This window comes from Pseudomonas sp. NFACC24-1 (assembly GCF_900115235.1).
GTDB classification, from domain to species: Bacteria; Pseudomonadota; Gammaproteobacteria; order Pseudomonadales; family Pseudomonadaceae; genus Aquipseudomonas; species Aquipseudomonas fluorescens_AA.
This window is the reverse complement of the sequence record NZ_FOVS01000005.1, coordinates 19,653-36,567: the sequence shown is the minus strand read 5'-3', so window position 1 is coordinate 36,567 and position 16,915 is coordinate 19,653. Positions and strand designations below refer to the sequence as shown.

Below are 16,915 nucleotides of genomic sequence, written 5' to 3'. Positions count from 1 at the left end.
AAGCTATTCGTCATGCAACAAACGGTAGGCGCCTCCCACGCCTGGCGCGACATCGTCGTTGTCCGGCGCGGTCCATTGACTGACCGCAGCGCCGGCATCTTTCAGCGCGAAGACCAACCGGTAGAACTCATCGGGCGGGACGCGCGAAAGCGCCATCGCGAGGATCGACAGGTTCTGAATGACGTTGAGCAGAAACGCCGTGTCCGCCATGCCATGGTCGAACAGGTAGCGTGACATTGCGCTGGCCCAGACGATGTCCGTGCTCGATCTGATCTGCCGGAACAGGTCGGCGCGCTCCGCCATTTCATGTTTGCGCGGATCGACCACCGGTAGCTTTTGTCCCCGATGCTTGCGCGCGGCCTTGATTTTCGAAGCGATAACCGGGTGGTTCTCCGCCCCCTGCGAAGCTTGGGGCCGGATGCATGGACGGAAAATGTTCAGTTACAGAATCGATATCTGAGCGCGGAAATTGTTCATTAATTTTGCCAGGTGGTTAGGCAGGCGGTTCCCATGTCTCAGAAGGTGTTCCACACAGCCATGCTCGCGATGCTGGTCGCGCAGTGGCTCTGCGCTCTATTGCTGAGGGCCACTCAGGAAGATGGTCACCCGAAGAAAACCAAGACGTGCCATTCATTATCTTGCGCTCCTCTGTCTTGCGGCGAGCGAATAGGTCACTTGCACTATTGATATAGATGACTCTTCAGCATCAAATGGACCTGAGGAGTGTGCTTCGCTGATTCAATAGTGTTCTGCCCTTGCCACTTCTCTGCTGTCTTATTCAGATGCACTTAGCTAAAAGTGGCAGCCCTGCCACAGGAATGGCGGCTGATTTGCCAACCGCGGCCCCTTCACCGGTTTACACCGTACGGCGACGAGTAATAAAGGGAGTTTCCATGAAAAACAAAATGAAGAAAGCACGTTGGACCATTGGAGCGGCGCTCGCCCTTTCAGTGGGGCTCGCATTTAGCGGCACCGCAAGTGCCTTTACCTTTGAGCACGGCTGGAGTTGCCAGAATAAGTGGTATCAAATGGGGCTTATCGAGCTGATTGCCTGTGGGGGTGGGGGCGAGGGTTGATCTACTCAGGGATTTTTTGCACTGTGAAGGCACATACAATAAACCCTTTAACCATCCAATAACTGGGGCGTTGCAAAATAATGCAACGCCCCAGCAAGATTATAAGCATCCACCTTTTAGCTTTCTGATTAACAAGCACTCATTCTAAAACAACGCAACGCAATTAAGTCCACACTCTTGAAAACCCCAACCCTGAAGGAATGACTGTATGCTTTTTTATAAAACACCATTACTCACACTTCTCTCTGCGTTTGCACTTTCATTAACAGGGTGCTCTACGATCGCACCTGAGCGTTCCGCTGCAAGTGAACTTATGGGAAAAAACATCCAGGAAGCATATAAAAAATTTGGCAAACCCTCTTTGACTTTGACAGAGCACTCAGTAAGTTCAAGTCATGAGTTATATGGACAAAAAATATACGTGTTCGACAGATACGGAACCAGTTACGACCAGCAAACAGTTGTAGGCTCAAACATGGACACTTCATCCGGACAACTGGTCAATGTCCAGCAGATTCAAACAAACCATATTCAGGAGCGCTGCACTGTAGCGTTCTGGGTTAATAACAAAAGTAGCGTAATAGATTATTACGAGGTAAAGGGGAACTGTGGAATATTTGGATCAGGACTAGGAAACACTGGAGCGCTTCATTACATGGGCATCAATTAAAAATATTAAGCAAGCTCTGAAACTGCGCTAATCATCTAGCCATCGCCAATCCCCGCCGCAAGTTCAATCAAAGTGTCGACACCTTGATATTCATTCACCCTCATACTGGATTCAGGGTTCTCTCAGCCGGCCCAGACAGGATAATTGCAATATAGAGGAGACGCTCGACGTAGGTGGAGTCTACGTTACACAGCTCGAACGACAGCAATCCGCTGCTCCAGTTTCCAAGGGCCTGGCGAACTAAGGATCCAGGTTAGAGTCAACGCTTCTGAATGGTTTAGGAGTATGGATATATGACCACTACCTATAGCGCCCCTGGGATCATGATCGTCGACATCAATGGATACGCCGATAACCACACGCCGATTGTCGCTGTCCCCCGAAGGGGTGCTGTACCTGGAGGGAGGTCGCCCGATTCTGCGCCAGCTCGAAGAACTGGAGAGCGCGCTCAGCAGCCGTCAGCCCACCTTGCAAGGCCGGTTGCGGATCAATGGCACGCTGGGTTTCAGGCGGCAGCACCTCGCCCCCGTGGTATCGAGCTTTGCCCGGCTGCACCCGGAACTTGAGATTTCTCTCCAGCTGACCAGCCAGCCACTGAGCATGCTGGACGATCAATTCGATAGCGGCGGGTGCATGGGCGAGCCGCCGGACTCACGGTTGATCGGCATTCGTCTGCTGGAGAACCCACGTATTCTCTGCGCCTCAGCGGGATACCTTGAAGCTATGCCTGAATTGACCACCGCTATTGCGAACAAGCTCGTGCACCCATTTGTTTATCGCGTTCAATCCTGGAGTGCGCGAACGCGCTGCATGCGTTGCTGCTCTACCGGTGCAGCGGCCACCTGCAGTTCAAAGTCAAAATCAATCTGCGCAAAGCTCCCCTCCACACCAAACTCCCGCGCCAGTTGCTGATCGTCACTGAAGCGGATCTGTGCAATCAACTCATCGCGCGTCGCATAGGCAAAGTCATCGTACAGATGCGGGTCGCCCGACAGATTGATTTGTGTAGTCAGGTGTCGATAACCCGGTGCCGAAATGAAAAAGTGAATATGCGCTGGCCGTTGCCCGTGGCGCCCCAATTGGTCGAGCAACTGCTGGGTCGGTCCAGTCGGCGGGCAGCCATATCCCGACGGTACAATGCTGCGAAAGCGGTAGTTGCCCTGGACATCGGTCTCGATGCGCCGACGCAGGTTGAACTCCGATTGCGTTTTATCGAACCAGGAATAGGTACCGGCGGTATTGGCTTGCCACACGTCGACGATCGCCCCCGCAACGGGTTTACCATCGGTATCGCGCACCTGGCCGCGCATGAACAGCGGTACCGCAGGGTCCAAGCCATCATCCAGGCGTGCTTCGTACTTGGACAACGGCGCACCGGCCACGTACAACGGACCTTCGATGGTGCGCGGCGTGCCGCCGGTCTTGCCCGCTTCTTCGTCGGCGGCGTCCATCAGCATATCCAGGTAATGCTCAAGGCCCAGGCCGGCGACGAGCAAGCCAGCCTCCTGGTTCTTGCCCAACTCGTTCAGGTAGTTGACGGCCTTCCAGAACTCTTCCGGGGTTACGCCCAGGTCTTCGATAATGTTCACGGTGTCGCGCAAGATCCGGTAGATCAACGCCTTGGTGCGCGGGTTACCACCGTCGTTGAGATTGCCGCTGACTTCTTCGAGAAAATGCTGGGCGTGGGCAGTCTGGGAAATTCGAACGGGCATGGTGTACTCCTCATCTTGTCGTTATTAGTTAGAAAGCAGGCTTAGCTGTCGTTCTCATGGATCGACGACGGATGCCGACACAGGGCGTCCACTTCGATGGCCATGTAGGGAAAAAGCGGCAGTTGCATCAGCAAGTCATGTAGATCCTGAGCGCTATCGACATCGAACACGCTGTAGTTGGAATAGTGCCCGGCGATGCGCCACAGGTGGCGCCATTTGCCCTCTTGCTGCAACCGTTGCGCCAAGGCTTTTTCTTCGGCCTTGAGGCTGGCGGCACGTTCGGGGTTCATGTCAAAGGGCAGGTTCACGGTCATTTTTACGTGAAACAACATGGCAGGCGCCTCTTATTGTTTGTCGCGACGAAAGAACGCCAGGCGCTCTTCATCAATAGCCAGGCCAAGGCCCGGAGCGGTGGAGACATGCAGTTGGAAATCGCGATACACCAGCGGCTCGCTGAGAATATCTTCGGTGAGCAACAGCGGGCCGAACAGTTCGGTGTCCCAGGCCAGCTTGTTCAGGGTGAGGAATGCATGGGCGGAGGCCAGGGTGCCGATGCCACCTTCAAGCATGGTGCCGCCGTACAAAGCGATACCGGCTGCTTCGGCGATCGCCGCCGTGCGCAATACCGCTCGCGGGCCGCCATTCTTGGCAATCTTGAGAGCAAACACCGATGCGGCACCTTCGCGCGCCAGGTTGAAAGCATCCTCGACACATTCGATGGATTCATCCGCCATGATTGGCGCCGGGCTCGACAGGTTCAGCCGCGCCATACCAGCACGGTTGTTGCGTGCGATCGGTTGCTCGATCAGGTCGATACCGTTGTCACCCAGTACCTTGCACGCTCGCAGCGCCACGGCCTCATCCCAGGCCTGATTGACGTCAACGCGGACACTGGCGCGCTCACCCAACGCCTTTTTGATCGCGATCACATGGCTCAGGTCGCGGCTGACTTCACCGGCACCGATCTTCAACTTGAAGATGCGGTGGCGGCGCAGGTCGAGCATCTTCTCGGCTTCGGCGATGTCTTGCTCGGTGTTGCCACTGGCCAGGGTCCAGGCCACCGGCAAGGCGTCACGCACACGGCCGCCGAGGAGTTCGCTCACAGGAAGATTCAGGCGTTTGCCCAGCGCATCGAGCAAAGCGCTTTCGACACCGGACTTGGCAAAGGTATTGCCGCGGATACTGCGCTCCAGACGCAACATGGCGGCGTTGATATTGCTGGCGTCCTGACCGATCAACAGCGGCGCAAAATGGCAGTCGATATTGATCTTGATGCTATCGGGGCTTTCGTTGCCGTAGCTCAGGCCGCCAATGGTGGTGGACTCGCCGATACCTTCGATACCGTCGGCGCAGCGTACGCGGATGATCACCAGCGTCTGGTTTTGCATGGTGTGCATCGCCAGTTTGTGCGGGCGGATAGTGGGGAGGTCGACGATAATCGTCTCGATCGACTCGATGGCGCAAATCGGCATGATAATACCCGTTGGGTTCTTTATGGGTTTCAGCTGATTCTGCGCCGCACATTTCCCGGCTTCCAATATAGAATTAGTCTTGATAAATACTCTGTAGGTATGAATGGAGCCATCATGGAACTGCGTCATCTGCGTTATTTTCAGGTGCTGGGCGAAACCCTCAACTTCACCCGCGCCGCCGAACGCCTGCACATCGCCCAGCCGCCATTGAGCCGACAGATCCAGCAATTGGAAGAGGAACTGGGGGTGATGCTGCTGGAACGTGGCCGGCCGCTGCGCCTGACCGAAGCCGGGCGGTTTTTCTATGAACACACCAATGTGTTGCTCGAACAACTGACCAAGGTCTGCGACAGCACGCGACGCATTGGTCAGGGCGAAAAAACCTGGCTGGGCATCGGCTTCGCCCCATCGACCTTGTATGGCGTGCTGCCGGAGCTGATACGACGGCTGCGAACCCATGAGGCGCTGGAACTGGAATTGGGCCTGTCGGAGATGACTACCTTGCAGCAGGTCCAGGCGTTGAAGGCCGGGCGCATCGATGTGGGCTTCGGTCGCATTCGCATCGACGACCCCGTGATCGTCCAGCGCGTACTGGTGGAGGATCGGCTGGTGGCGGTGCTGCCCGCCGCTCATCCGTTGCTCGCTGCGCCCGCAACCCTCGCCCAACTCGCCGCCGAGCCGTTTGTGCTGTACCCCGGCAACCCACGCCCCAGTTATGCCGACCATGTGATCGCGTTGTTCGACGCCCACGGCCTGAGCCTCAAGGTCGCGCAGTGGACCAATGAGTTGCAGACCGCCATCGGCCTCGTCGGCGCTGGAATGGGCGTGACGCTGGTGCCGGCCTCCGTGCAAGTGTTGCATCGCGCGGACATCGGCTACACGCCAGTTGTGGAAGCCACTGCGACCTCGCCGATTATTCTCAGCCGAAGGGTAAATGATAAGTCACCGGGGCTCAGTCATTGTTTGCAATTGGTGGAGGAATTGATCTGAATTCGTGTAGCCGACAAAATAGTTGCGCCAGACGATTCCACACCGGCCCTATCACCCAACTCAAAACGGGCCCTCGGAATCCGCCCGCCAGCACGCTGAGCGAGCTGGCCGCCGATACACCAAAGAAGCAGCCACCCGTCCAGGCTGCACACGCCGTGAGACTCAGCAAGCCTTCGATGCTTCGCCCAGACGATGGTAGGCCCGATTGAAGTACACCAGTCCCTCGTCCGCGCCGCTCTGGCGAATGGTCTGGATCTCGCAATAAAAAATACTGTGGGAGCCCACCTCGTGGACCTGCACGATGCGGCAGTCGAAATTCACCAACGCATCAAGCATCACCGGCGCACCACTTTCCAGGGTGGTCCATTCTGTGACGGCGAAGCGTTCATCCATCGTCAGCGTGCGGTCGGCAAAAGCGCCGGAGAGTTGCTGATGATCGCCGCACAGGGTGTTCACGCACACTGCGCCGTTACGCTTGAAATGCTCGTTGGAATGGGAAGAGCGGTTCATGCACACCAACAATGTGGGCGGCGAATCGGTCACGCTGCATACCGCCGAGGCGGTGAAACCGAACCGGCCCGCCACGCCATCGGTGGTGATGACCGACACGGCGCCACCGAGCATGGCCATTGCATTGCGAAAATTGCTTACATCTACCATGGTCGAATCCTCAGATATCCAGCACGAGTTTTTTGGATTTTGCGCGTGAGCAGCACACCAGGATTTGGTCGTTGCCGGCCTTCTCATCGTCGGTGAGGTACACATCGCGATGGTCCGGTTCGCCTTCGAGCACATCGCACAGGCAGGTCCCACACACACCCTGCTCGCAGGAAATCTCGATCTTGATCCCCGCCTGTGCCAGCGCGGCGAGAATGCTCTGCCCTTCGGCCACCTGCACGGTCTTGCCACTGCGCGCGGCAACCACTTCAAAACTGCCGCCGGAGCTGTCCACCTCCACCTGGAAATACTCCTTGTGGATATGCGCCTCGGTATAGCCCCGATCACGTGCCCCCTGAATCACCCAGTCCATGAAACCGGCGGGACCGCAGGTATACAGATGCACACCCGCCTCGCCCCGGCCCAGCACCTTGTCCAGGTCGAGCCGCTGTTCGACGCTTTCGTTGTCGAAATGAGTGAATACATTCGCCGCAAACGGCGCGCCGGCCAGCTCAGCGAGAAACGCACTGCGACCTCGCTCACGCCCGCAGTAATGCAGTTCGAAGGCCTTGCCTGCCGCGTGCAGGCTGTAGGCCATGGCGATCATCGGCGTGATACCGATACCGCCGCCCAGCAGCAGCGAACGACACGCATCGGCGGCCAGTGGGAACAGATTGCGCGGTGCGCTGATCTGCAACTGACGACCTTCGAGCAGGTATTCATGCACCCCCACCGAACCGCCGCGCGAGGCCGGGTCCTTGAGTACGCCGAGGCGGTACATACGCGTGTCGGCCGGGTTGCCGCACAGCGAGTACTGTCGCACCAGCCCCGAGCCGATATGGAGATCGACGTGCGCTCCGGCATCGAACACCGGCAGCGGCGCGCCGTCGCGACGGATCAGGTCGAGGACGACCACGCCGTCCCCTTGCAACTCGCGCTTGCACACGACTACGTCCAACAGTTCTTCAATCATGGCCGTTATTCCATGGAATTCGTAAAGGCCGCCGTGGCGGCTCGGTAATAGTCAGCGCATGAACAGGCCACCATTCACGTCCCAGGTCGCCCCGGTGGTGAAATAGGCCTCGGGCCGCGCCAGTTGTACAATCAGATCAGCCAGAAAATCCGCATCACCCAAGCGCTGCACGGGGATATTCGCCAGCAGCCCCGACAGGCGCTCCGGCGGTATCGCCGCGCGCACCGCCGCCGAATCGATCGGCCCTGGAGCAATGGCGTTCACCGTAACCCCACGTGCGGCAAATTCCTTGGCGAAGATTTTGGTCAGCGTCACGATGCCGCCCTTGCTCGCGGCGTAATGCGCGCCGGTTGCAGTGCCGCCGTTCTGCCCAGCCAAGGACGCCATGTTGATGATGCGCCCATAGCCGGTTTCCGCCATGTACGCGCCCAATACCTGGCAACCCAAGAACACGCTGCGCAGATTCAGGCCCACCACGGCGTCGAACTCCTCGGGGCTGATCTGCATCAGCGGCGTAGTCTTGGTCACCGCGGCGTTATTGATCACCACGTGCAGCGCGCCGAATCGCTCCAGCACCTGGGCCAAACCGTTTTCGAAATCGGTCTTGCAGCCTGCGTCCAGTTGCAGCGCGAGAGTGCGCTCACCATCGGGGTCCAACTGACTGGCGCAAGCTTGGGCGGCCTCAAGCTTGATGTCGGTGATCACCACCGAATACCCCGCCCGCAGCAGGCTGGCACAGAAATGCTGCCCCAGGCCCTGCCCTGCCCCCGTTACCAATGCGATCTGGCTCATGTCGGCGCTCCTTAAAGGATGTAGCCGATGCCGGCGAGGGCATCGTCACTGTTGATCAGGCTGATCACTTTGCGGTGGATCTTGAAACCGCGCTCACAACGGATCAGGTCGTAGGTCAAGTCAGCGCTGTAGAACTTCAGGCTTTCCTTGCGGAACTCACGCACGCTCTGCGCACAGCGCACGGTGACGTAATGGCCGTCATCGCGCATCACCCGGAAGCGCGACTGCATGCGCACAGTGCGTGGTTGCGGACTGGTGGAGATCGACTCGCCACCGATCAGACGCTGTACTCGCAGCTCACGCATATGATGATCGTCGTAGGCGTAATTGAGGGTGTTCTCAAAGTCGGTTTCCCTGGGGTCGATGGGAATGATGTAGGTGCCTTTTTCGGTCCACATCCTCAACCAGCTGTCGTATTCACCGTGGTCGAGCATGTCGCCTTCCTGCCAGATGAAAGCGGTCACTTCTTGCAGTAATTGCAGATCCATAAGGTTCTCCACGGTCAGGCCGACATCATCTTCTTCCACTGCTGGTAACCGGCGCGCATGCCGGTTTCGGCACTCACATCGGATACCAACCCGTCTTCACTCGCCTGCTCGCCAGGCAGGCCCCGGTTGAGCATGATCCACAGATCTTCACCGGCGCTGGCGCCCTTCTGCACGCGCTCCCAGGCCTCGGAATCATCCGGGGTGCCGAAGCCCATCGGTCCCTGGAAGTGCTCATGCAAGCGCAGGCGATAACGGTTGGCCACGGCCGGACCGCCGTCCATGGTGATCACCGAATGGTGGATTTCGGTCTCGGTCACTGAGATCGGTTGCAGCACCCGGAAGAACGCCATCGAGCACGCAACATTGGGAAACAGATTGAGGTTGAAGCCAGTACCGCCCACCGCGCGTACAATGCGGCGCACCTGTTGCTCCTCGATGCCTTCGTCGCGCAGTTCGGCCGCCAACTCCTCGAAGCGCTCGGGGATCGGCTTGTCCAGGTCAGCTTCGAGGTCGATCAGGTCAGGAATCATCACCATCACGCTGTGGCCGTTGCCTAGGTCCTCGACGTAGCCAGGGCCCTTGACGAAGTCGAAGAGTTCCATCGTTTGCTCATCTACCGACGACAGGAAACTCTTGTGCACCAACGGGAAGTGGTAGGCATCGGTAGTGTTTTCCAGCTGGATCTTCCAGTTACCGGGGAAGCGGAAACGATGTTCGCCCGGAACCTTGATGCCATAGCCGGCCCCCTGCTTCATGAACAGATCCATCCATTTCTTCGCCGCGCCGAGGTAATCCTCCAACGGCTCGATGTCGTCCTTGAAGGTGGCGAAGATCATGCCGGCGTAGCTTTCAGTACGCAGGCTGACCAACGGCAGCTCGGCCTTGTCGATGCAGTCGCCATAGCTTTCCGGGTGCGGAATGCCGCGCAGCGAGCCGTCCAACGCGTAGCCCCAGCCGTGGTATGGGCAAACAAAACTGTTGGTCTTGCCTTTTTTGTGTTCGCACACGGTGGCGCCACGATGGCGGCAACGGTTGAGCAGTACGTGCACGTCTTTCTTGCGATCACGCACCACAATCACCGGCTGCTTGCCGATGTAGGTGGTCTTGTAGCTGCCGTTATCGGGGATCTCGCTGGCGTGGGCCACCCAGATCCAGGTGCTGTAGAAAATCTTCTCCAGCTCGGCGTCGAACAGTTGCCCGTCGGTGTACATCGACGTGTGGACGCGGTCGGCCTGCACCAGATTGGCGGGATCAACGGCCAGGTTTACAGCGGGAATCAGCTTGGTCATGGGAGTGTCCTCGTCGGCATCAAGTACGCTGAATGATCAGCTCGCGCCCAACCCGGGCTTCAACCTTGGCGTAGCGCCAGAGCTTGTAAGGACCATCGCCCACCGGAGTGCTGCGAAACAGGTTGCACGCAGCATGCACGGTCTCGATGTCCGGCACGTCGGCCAGCAGGTAGGTAGTCCACGGGAAGCCATCGGACGGCCCGACCATGCTCTGGTCGTCATCCATGTTGCCCAGCACCTTGACCCCGGCGAGATCGTGAATGCCGTTCCACATAGCGCTGAACGCCGCCCACACCTGCAATTGTTCATCGCGCGGGGCATCGAAAAAATTCTGGTTGATGCCCATGCAGAACAGCACGCGCAACGTCTTTTTATCGCTCATTTTTCTTTCTCGACGGTTAGAGATAGCCAGGCAGAGGCTGTTTGCCGAAGAACATGGCTCCGGCGTTCTGGTAGGTGATATCGCCCATGAATGCGTGCTGGGTCACCACCTGTGCATCGTTGACGCAGCGCGCCAGTGGGCTGTCGTTGTACACGCCGCTCATGCCCGAGAGCATCTGCGCGGTCCGCGCCACATCCGCGGCTACTCGGGTGGCATGGGTCGATGAGAGGCGCAGCAGGTTGATCGCGGCCGCGGGCACTGCATCGCCGGCCAGTACGTGGTCCCAGGCGCGGTCGATGGACTCGTAGAAGAATGCCCGCGCGGCCCGCAATCCGGCTTCCGCCCGGGCGATGTCGACCTGGGCCAGGGGCCGATCGGCAATCGCCGGGGCCCCGGTGACCGAGACACGTCCGCTGGCCATATCGGCCAGGGCATCGAGTGCCGCGCGGGCCACGCCCAGGCCGACCACCGAAAGCACCTGGGTGGCGAATGACAGCGATGGGTAGCGGAAGAACGGCTCGTCCAGGTTCGGCAGGCCGCCGCGCACGAAGGTCCACTCTTCGGCGACCCGTACATTTTCGGCCACCAGATCATGGCTACCGGTGCCGAGCAAACCGACGGTGTCCCAGGTTTCTTCGATGCGGATCTCACTGCGCGGCATCACCGCGATACGCGGCAGGCCGAAGGTATCTCCGTTTTTCGGGGCGATGCCGACACCGACGATGTCCGCGCCCAGTGAGCCGCTGGAGTACTTCCAGCGACCGCTGACCACAAAGCCGCCATCGACTACTTCAGCCGGTTGCGGCGGAAAGATGCCCCCGGCGAACACCAGATCGGGACCGTCGGCATACACCTTGGCGATGCTCTCGAGCGGCAGTGCCGCCAGGTAGACCGGGCTCATGCCGAAACTGGCAACCCAGCCGGCGGAACCGTCGGCCTGGGAAATGCGCTCGATCACCTGACAGAACTCCGCAGGCGAACGCTCAAGGCCACCAAAGCGCTTGGGCACCAGCGCCCGGTAAATGCCGTGTTGCTTGAAGGCGTTGATCACATCCTGCGAGATGTAGCGCTGACGGTCGAATTCACCAGCACGGGCACGCTCACGCACCTCGTCAAGCAACACATCAAAACTGGGGCCACTGGCAAGCGAACTCGCAACATCTACCGCTGGTTTTTTTAGCGAATGCATAGATTTACTCCGTCGACAGGAACGGTATGGGCTGAGCTGAAAGTCAGAGCCGCGCTTGGATGGAAAAGCGGGCAGATCGAATGAGCGGTGCTGACGCAGTTGACGGGCCTTGGGCCTGAAGGACGACTGCGCGGGCAGAGCGAGCGGGATGAATCGGCATGGTGGTTACCTTTGTTTTTGTGGGTGCCGTTGGGGCGAATCTGAGTCAATTTACATGAATTGTCAATTGATTTATCACATTTAAAAACACCACAAATCACGTATAAAATGACAAAAACAAACCACAAAACAAAAATATCTCATTGTTTTTTATATATATTTAATTTTTTATCTGCTGAAAAAACCATCAACCATATAAAACATTTTTATATGGTTTTTTTAGTGAGCTCGAAAGCGACTCACTCTCCGCTATCGCGGGCAAGCCCGCTCCTACACTGGATATGCAGGCAAGCCACAGATGCCTTCAGCGCAACGGCGAGAACGGCGCCGGCAGGTAGACCGTGGAGTGCATCTGCAAGAGCTGCGGCGCGGAGTTTTCCGGTGGCCAGGCGCCGTCGGCTACGCAGCGGGTACGCACTTCAAGGCGCTGTTCCAGCGAGCTGTAGGGCCAGATGTGCAGGTAGCGCGGAATCTGCCCGCTGGTGGCATAGAACGCGGCATACACCTGGGAATAAGCCGCCCCGGTGCGACGCGCTACGGCCTTGCCCCAACCCTGCAGCGTTGGGGCTAGCCCACTGGGTACGAGGTTGTATTCGCGCAACTCGTAGAACGGGCCATGAACCCCGGGCGGCAACGGTTCGATAAAGGCAAAGGCGCTGTAATCATCGACTTGCTGGCCCAACAGAAATGCGCCAATCCCAAAGCCATCGACCGCTAGCAGATACCGTTCGCGCTCGCGTTCGCGAAACTCGCCATCGTCGAACCCACGCAGGACTGCGATACGATTCTGCGAACCGATTTCCGACACCCAGCAGCCCATCAAATGGACACCCTCGCCCGCCTCTCGCAAGCTCTGCTCAAGACGTAGCAAAGCTTCAGGCACCGTTCGTACACGCAGGGTAAAGGTCAATAGTTCGAACAGTTGCACGGCGGTCTCCAGAAGGTCATGCGCAGGGCGCGACCGCCGTTATCGGCAGTCGCGAGACAATCAAAGGTTGGGGGTTGTCAGTGAGCGCGCCGGGTCACCGTGCAGCAGGCTGGGGCACCGGCAGCTCGGCGTCACTGTTCCACGCCTGCACCGGGCGGCCGAAGAGGTTTTCGGTCTGAAAATGCGCCATTCTCCACTGCCCTTCTTCTTCGGCGAAGCGAACCGTCAGGCGTGCCGCATTGAGATGGGAGGCGCCGCTGGCGAAGGTGGACGTCTGCAACATCACCCAACTGCCGATGACGGCACCGTCCTGCACCTCGATCAGTTCGCTCGTGAGGAAGTGCACATTGAGGGCAAAGTGCGCCGGCGTTTTCATGTAGCCGGCAAACATCGTCGCAATGGCTTCGCGCCCGCGGTAACCGCCAAAACTCTTGGCGTACTTGGCGCCCTTGCCCTCCCATACCGCATCCTGGGTGAACAGACCAGCCAGCTCGTCAAGCGGCGTATGAGCGTCGAGCGCGTCACATAGCACCATGTAGCGGTTCATGCAGGCGCGGACTCTGTCCTGGATTTCTAAGCGGCGCAGGCGTTGTTCCAACTCTGCGCGCGGGATCACAGTGCTCATGCTCATCTCACCCCTCGTGGCTGGCGTACAGGCGTTCAAGCAAGCGGCTAGCAATGGCCAACAACTGTTCATCGGCGTCCTTGGCCCCCACCAGTTGCAGGCCTACCGGCAGGCCCTCGGCGCTGGCCAGCGGGATACTCAGCGCCGGGTGTCCCGACAGGTTGAACGGTCGCACGAAGGCCGTCATGCCCAACACCGACTGGGTGTCGGCTGCGTCGGCGAGGGCCAAGGGCAAGTCCGGCATGGTCGGCAGTACCAGCACATCGACCTGCTGCAATGCGGCGTCGACTTCGGCGCTGAACTGCACACGCACCTGCTCGGCCTGCGCCAGCGCTGCGGCCGTGGTGTTGCCGGCTGCGGCCAGGCGAGCGGCGATGTCGGCGCCCACCTTGCCGGTTTCCAGCAAGTATCCGCAGGCATCGAAGGTCTCGCGGTTAATCACCACCATGCCAGCGTCATAGGCCGCCTTGAGGCTGGGCAATGCAAGGCTTTCGCTGGGCAGTCGGCTGCCGGCGATGGCCACATCGATCACACGCTGTACCGCTGCGCTGGCCTGCACTGTCACGATGCCCAGGCGCGGCGTATTCGGTGCCGACACAGGCTTGAAGGTTGGGTCGATCGCCTGCATGGCCGTGACCAGCATCGGCAGGCTCGCGGCGAACGGGCCAACGCAATCGAGGCTACTGTGCGCCGGCATCACCCCACGACGACTGACCCGACCGAACGTCGGTTTAAAGCCGAACACCCCGCAGCAACACGCCGGGATGCGCACCGAGCCCCCCGTGTCGGTCCCCAGGGAAAAATCCGCCAACCCGGCCGCAACGGCCGCCGCCGAACCGCTGGAGGAGCCACCCGGGATACGCCCTGGAAAACGCGGGTTCGGCGCGGTACCGGTCCAGTGATTGATCCCCGTGGTGCCGAACGCCAGTTCATGCAGACTGGTCTTCGCCACCAGGCGGCAGCCCTTATCCAGCAGGGCCTGCACCACATCGGCATGGGCCGTGGCTGGCTCGGCGTCAGCCAACGCCTGGCTAGATGCACGGGTTGGCAGGCCGGCGATATCGATCGTGTCCTTGACCATTACGGTCGGCCCATCGCCGCCAAGGGAAAGCTGTTCAATCACCAGGGTCATGTCAGGTCACCTTCAGTGCCAAATGCGGAATCAAGGCGCCCGATGCGCCGCTTCCTTTTTCACACTCACCGAATATCACGTGAATTGTCAATCAAATTTCAGCCTTCCCATGCGACCTTAACCCACCCCCTCAACGCATGAAAAATTGCGCCGAAATCACGAGAAAAGTCTATTATTGACCGCCTCCCCTGACCTGAGCACACCATGACTTCTGCAAAAAAACCCGCAAACCGCTACGACCCCGGCAGCGAAAACTTTCACAAGGAAGACTTCCCGTACTACTGGTTGGCCATGGTGCATGGTCGCTACAGCCAGTACATGGAAAAGGCACTGAAGAAAATCGGCCTGGATATCCCGCGTTGGCGCGTACTGCTGATTCTCAAGGAGAACGGCCAGTCGAGCATCTCCGAGATATCCACCCACGCGATCGCCAAGCTGTCGACCATCACCAGGACGGTCTATCGCATGAAGGAAGACGGCCTGGTGGATACCGCGCCCTGCGAGGGCGACGGCCGTGTCACCCAGGTGCGGATCACTACCGAGGGCCGCGCGGCGATCGAACGCATTCAGGTGGCGACCAGCGATATATTCAAACGCAGCTTCACCGGCATGACTGAAGCGCAGATCCAACGCCTGAGCCGCTTGCTCAAAACGATGTTCGATAACCTCGGCGAACCTTGAGCCAGGAGCTGGCAGCTACCGTCAGGCATATCCAAGTTCCAGGCAGACTCGCACAAGCAGGCAAACGTGCATCCGCTTTTAATGCAGAGGTCTTTCGAGCGCCCTCCGGGCGCGACAACCCCTCATTGGAGCGCCGCCATGCACATTGCCTTATTGCCCTCAGTCGTTGCCTTCCTGGCCCGCGACCATTCCAACTTCATCGATGGCGCGGTGCACACCAGCGCATCCACCCAGCGTATCGGCATAGTCGACCCCGGCACCGGCGAGACGGTCGCCCATTTGCGTGACGCCCAAGCCGAGGATGTAAGCCTGGCCGTCGACAGCGCAGGCATTGCCTTCAAGGGTGCCTGGGCACACGTCACACCTTACCTGCGCGGTGTCCTGCTCAATCGCCTGGCTGACCTGATCGAGACCCATGGCGAAGAACTGGCGCAATTGGAAACCATGAGTTCTGGCAAGTCGATCAACCTGTCGCGCCATATCGAAGTGGGCCAGAGCGCGGTGTTCCTGCGTTACTTCGCCGGCTGGGCGACCAAGATCGGCGGCCAGACCATGAGCCCGTCGTTTCCCTCCATGGACGGTGAGCAATACAGCGCCTATACCCTGCGCGAACCCGTGGGCGTGGTGGCGGCCATCGTGCCGTGGAACTTCTCATTAATGATCGGCGTGTGGAAACTGGGCGCCGCACTGACCACCGGCTGCACCGTGGTGCTCAAACCCAGCGAATATACCCCCCTGTCCTTGCTGCGCCTGGCGGAGTTGGCAATCGAGGCCGGGATTCCGGCTGGCGTGATCAACGTGGTCAACGGCCGTGGCCAGGTCGGCCAGCAGTTGATCGAACACCCAGGCGTGCGCAAGGTGTCGTTCACCGGTTCAGTGCCCACCGGCATAGCCGTGGGCAAAGCCGCCATGGCCGCCGACCTGACCCGAGTTACCTTGGAACTGGGCGGCAAGAACGCCGCTGCGCTGCTGGCCGACGCCGATGTCGATGACGCCGTGGCGCGCTTCGTGCAGTCGGCCTATGTGCACCAGGGCCAGGTGTGTGCCTCGCCCGAGCGCTTGTTCGTGCACCGCTCCATCGTCGAGCAAGTGACGCAGAAGATTTCAACAATGTTGTCGCAGATGGTCATCGGTTCGCCCCTGGATGAACACGCCCAGTTCGGCCCGTTGTCGAACAAACCGCACTTCGACAAAATCCTCGGCTTTTTCGACCGAGCCCTGCAGGGCAAGCAGGTGGTGTGCGGTGCGCGCGCCGTAGACCGCGCCGGTTACTACGTGGAACCGACACTGATCGTAGCCACTGGCAAGGACGATCCGCTGCTACACGAGGAAACCTTCGGCCCGGTGGTGTGCGTACTGGCATTCGACGATGAAGAAGAACTGGTCAAGCTGATGAACGACAGCCCGTTCGGCCTCACCGCGAGTCTCTGGACCAACGACCTGTCCAAGGCCTTGCGCTTGATTCCACGGATCGAGGCAGGCACGGTGTGGGTCAACATGCACACGTTCGTCGACCCTAGCGTGCCGTTTGGCGGAATGAAGGCTTCGGGCATTGGCCGTGAATTCGGCAGTGCATTCATCGACGATTACACCGAGCTGAAATCCGTGATCATCCGCTACTAAACAACATCGATAGCGACGCTGTTCGCGAAGCGCGGACTTGGCAACCTTGCAAAAAGCAAGCTGCCAAGCCGTCGCTT

The 16,915-nt window shown here is 59.1% G+C and carries 19 protein-coding genes and 1 pseudogene; 6 read left to right on the top strand and 14 right to left on the bottom strand.

All coding sequences use genetic code 11. From position 1 onward, the window contains the following. Positions 1 to 3: 3 nt before the first annotated feature. Complete coding sequence (locus BM317_RS31010; RefSeq protein ID WP_256574062.1) at positions 4 to 327, bottom strand: hypothetical protein; 324 nt, start codon at positions 325 to 327, stop codon at positions 4 to 6. A gap of 566 nt (positions 328 to 893) precedes the next feature. Here BM317_RS31010 and BM317_RS06840 point away from each other — a divergent pair. The 3 genes and pseudogenes from BM317_RS06840 to BM317_RS06835 form a co-directional block, all read left to right on the top strand. Next, positions 894 to 1,076, top strand: a complete 183-nt coding sequence (locus BM317_RS06840; protein WP_092169006.1) for a hypothetical protein — start codon at positions 894 to 896, stop codon at positions 1,074 to 1,076. Positions 1,077 to 1,284: 208 nt separating this feature from the next. After that, entirely contained in the window at positions 1,285 to 1,746 is a 462-nt protein-coding gene (locus BM317_RS29930) for a hypothetical protein (RefSeq protein WP_139197857.1), read from the top strand. Positions 1,747 to 2,085: 339 nt separating this feature from the next. Further along, positions 2,086 to 2,511 (top strand): annotated as a pseudogene (locus tag BM317_RS06835) (LysR substrate-binding domain-containing protein); the annotation flags it as partial. Between the two features lie 17 nt (positions 2,512 to 2,528). Here BM317_RS06835 and catA read toward each other — a convergent pair. The 3 genes from catA to BM317_RS06820 are packed head-to-tail and all read right to left on the bottom strand — an operon-like array spanning position 2,529 to position 4,930. After that, the gene (gene catA / locus BM317_RS06830) at positions 2,529 to 3,458 is read right to left on the bottom strand and encodes a catechol 1,2-dioxygenase (protein ID WP_092169009.1); all 930 of its coding nucleotides are present in this window, start codon (positions 3,456 to 3,458) and stop codon (positions 2,529 to 2,531) included. A gap of 41 nt (positions 3,459 to 3,499) precedes the next feature. Beyond that, positions 3,500 to 3,790, bottom strand: coding sequence for a muconolactone Delta-isomerase (gene catC / locus BM317_RS06825; RefSeq protein WP_092169012.1), 291 nt, complete (start codon positions 3,788 to 3,790; stop codon positions 3,500 to 3,502). 12 nt (positions 3,791 to 3,802) lie between these two features. Next, a complete protein-coding gene (locus BM317_RS06820) occupies positions 3,803 to 4,930 on the bottom strand; it encodes a muconate cycloisomerase family protein (protein ID WP_092169015.1) in 1,128 nt (375 codons plus the stop codon). A 114-nt stretch (positions 4,931 to 5,044) separates the two neighbouring features. Between BM317_RS06820 and BM317_RS06815 the strand changes: the two genes are divergently transcribed. Continuing rightward, positions 5,045 to 5,920, top strand: a complete 876-nt coding sequence (locus BM317_RS06815; protein WP_092473630.1) for a LysR family transcriptional regulator — start codon at positions 5,045 to 5,047, stop codon at positions 5,918 to 5,920. Between the two features lie 162 nt (positions 5,921 to 6,082). Here BM317_RS06815 and BM317_RS06810 read toward each other — a convergent pair whose 3' ends face one another. The 10 genes from BM317_RS06810 to BM317_RS06765 form a co-directional block, all read right to left on the bottom strand. After that, positions 6,083 to 6,580 carry a flavin reductase gene (locus BM317_RS06810; protein WP_092169021.1) on the bottom strand — a complete coding sequence of 166 codons (498 nt, stop codon included), beginning with the start codon at positions 6,578 to 6,580 and terminating at the stop codon, positions 6,083 to 6,085. 10 nt (positions 6,581 to 6,590) lie between these two features. Continuing rightward, positions 6,591 to 7,550, bottom strand: a complete 960-nt coding sequence (locus tag BM317_RS06805) for a PDR/VanB family oxidoreductase (protein WP_092169024.1) — start codon at positions 7,548 to 7,550, stop codon at positions 6,591 to 6,593. 51 nt (positions 7,551 to 7,601) lie between these two features. Next, positions 7,602 to 8,342 (bottom strand): SDR family NAD(P)-dependent oxidoreductase, encoded by a 741-nt coding sequence (locus tag BM317_RS06800; protein WP_092169027.1) that lies wholly within the window; start codon positions 8,340 to 8,342, stop codon positions 7,602 to 7,604. A gap of 11 nt (positions 8,343 to 8,353) precedes the next feature. Then, positions 8,354 to 8,830, bottom strand: coding sequence for an aromatic-ring-hydroxylating dioxygenase subunit beta (locus BM317_RS06795; RefSeq protein ID WP_092473629.1), 477 nt, complete (start codon positions 8,828 to 8,830; stop codon positions 8,354 to 8,356). Positions 8,831 to 8,844: 14 nt separating this feature from the next. Continuing rightward, entirely contained in the window at positions 8,845 to 10,119 is a 1,275-nt protein-coding gene (locus tag BM317_RS06790; protein WP_092473628.1) for an aromatic ring-hydroxylating oxygenase subunit alpha, read from the bottom strand. Between the two features lie 19 nt (positions 10,120 to 10,138). Further along, positions 10,139 to 10,501, bottom strand: a complete 363-nt coding sequence (locus tag BM317_RS06785) for an IacB protein (RefSeq protein ID WP_092473627.1) — start codon at positions 10,499 to 10,501, stop codon at positions 10,139 to 10,141. A 16-nt stretch (positions 10,502 to 10,517) separates the two neighbouring features. Beyond that, positions 10,518 to 11,690: an indole-3-acetate monooxygenase gene (gene iacA, locus BM317_RS06780; RefSeq protein WP_092473626.1), complete on the bottom strand. Its 1,173-nt coding sequence runs from the start codon at positions 11,688 to 11,690 to the stop codon at positions 10,518 to 10,520. Positions 11,691 to 12,153: 463 nt separating this feature from the next. Then, on the bottom strand, positions 12,154 to 12,777 hold the full coding sequence (locus BM317_RS06775) for an NIPSNAP family protein (protein WP_092169040.1): 624 nt from the start codon (positions 12,775 to 12,777) through the stop codon (positions 12,154 to 12,156). A gap of 94 nt (positions 12,778 to 12,871) precedes the next feature. Continuing rightward, positions 12,872 to 13,402, bottom strand: a complete 531-nt coding sequence (locus tag BM317_RS06770; protein ID WP_092169104.1) for a nuclear transport factor 2 family protein — start codon at positions 13,400 to 13,402, stop codon at positions 12,872 to 12,874. A gap of 7 nt (positions 13,403 to 13,409) precedes the next feature. Beyond that, positions 13,410 to 14,534 carry an amidase gene (locus BM317_RS06765; protein WP_092473624.1) on the bottom strand — a complete coding sequence of 375 codons (1,125 nt, stop codon included), beginning with the start codon at positions 14,532 to 14,534 and terminating at the stop codon, positions 13,410 to 13,412. A 204-nt stretch (positions 14,535 to 14,738) separates the two neighbouring features. Between BM317_RS06765 and BM317_RS06760 the strand changes: the two genes are divergently transcribed. Together BM317_RS06760 and BM317_RS06755 are read left to right on the top strand one after the other, a co-directional pair. Continuing rightward, complete coding sequence (locus tag BM317_RS06760) at positions 14,739 to 15,215, top strand: MarR family winged helix-turn-helix transcriptional regulator (protein WP_092169044.1); 477 nt, start codon at positions 14,739 to 14,741, stop codon at positions 15,213 to 15,215. 138 nt (positions 15,216 to 15,353) lie between these two features. After that, positions 15,354 to 16,838 carry an aldehyde dehydrogenase family protein gene (locus BM317_RS06755; RefSeq protein ID WP_092473623.1) on the top strand — a complete coding sequence of 495 codons (1,485 nt, stop codon included), beginning with the start codon at positions 15,354 to 15,356 and terminating at the stop codon, positions 16,836 to 16,838. Positions 16,839 to 16,915 lie beyond the last annotated feature (77 nt).

Excerpts from the sequence above, each read along its gene's own strand:
- BM317_RS06840 (WP_092169006.1), top strand. The coding sequence starts at position 894 with ATGAAAAACAAAATGAAGAAAGCACGTTGGACCATTGGAGCGGCGCTC.
- BM317_RS29930 (WP_139197857.1), top strand. The coding sequence starts at position 1,285 with ATGCTTTTTTATAAAACACCATTACTCACACTTCTCTCTGCGTTTGCA.
- catA (WP_092169009.1), bottom strand. The coding sequence starts at position 3,458 with ATGCCCGTTCGAATTTCCCAGACTGCCCACGCCCAGCATTTTCTCGAA.
- catC (WP_092169012.1), bottom strand. The coding sequence starts at position 3,790 with ATGTTGTTTCACGTAAAAATGACCGTGAACCTGCCCTTTGACATGAAC.
- BM317_RS06820 (WP_092169015.1), bottom strand. The coding sequence starts at position 4,930 with ATGCCGATTTGCGCCATCGAGTCGATCGAGACGATTATCGTCGACCTC.
- BM317_RS06815 (WP_092473630.1), top strand. The coding sequence starts at position 5,045 with ATGGAACTGCGTCATCTGCGTTATTTTCAGGTGCTGGGCGAAACCCTC.
- BM317_RS06810 (WP_092169021.1), bottom strand. The coding sequence starts at position 6,580 with ATGGTAGATGTAAGCAATTTTCGCAATGCAATGGCCATGCTCGGTGGC.
- BM317_RS06805 (WP_092169024.1), bottom strand. The coding sequence starts at position 7,550 with ATGATTGAAGAACTGTTGGACGTAGTCGTGTGCAAGCGCGAGTTGCAA.
- BM317_RS06800 (WP_092169027.1), bottom strand. The coding sequence starts at position 8,342 with ATGAGCCAGATCGCATTGGTAACGGGGGCAGGGCAGGGCCTGGGGCAG.
- BM317_RS06795 (WP_092473629.1), bottom strand. The coding sequence starts at position 8,830 with ATGGATCTGCAATTACTGCAAGAAGTGACCGCTTTCATCTGGCAGGAA.
- BM317_RS06790 (WP_092473628.1), bottom strand. The coding sequence starts at position 10,119 with ATGACCAAGCTGATTCCCGCTGTAAACCTGGCCGTTGATCCCGCCAAT.
- BM317_RS06785 (WP_092473627.1), bottom strand. The coding sequence starts at position 10,501 with ATGAGCGATAAAAAGACGTTGCGCGTGCTGTTCTGCATGGGCATCAAC.
- iacA (WP_092473626.1), bottom strand. The coding sequence starts at position 11,690 with ATGCATTCGCTAAAAAAACCAGCGGTAGATGTTGCGAGTTCGCTTGCC.
- BM317_RS06770 (WP_092169104.1), bottom strand. The coding sequence starts at position 13,402 with ATGAGCACTGTGATCCCGCGCGCAGAGTTGGAACAACGCCTGCGCCGC.
- BM317_RS06765 (WP_092473624.1), bottom strand. The coding sequence starts at position 14,534 with ATGACCCTGGTGATTGAACAGCTTTCCCTTGGCGGCGATGGGCCGACC.
- BM317_RS06760 (WP_092169044.1), top strand. The coding sequence starts at position 14,739 with ATGACTTCTGCAAAAAAACCCGCAAACCGCTACGACCCCGGCAGCGAA.
- BM317_RS06755 (WP_092473623.1), top strand. The coding sequence starts at position 15,354 with ATGCACATTGCCTTATTGCCCTCAGTCGTTGCCTTCCTGGCCCGCGAC.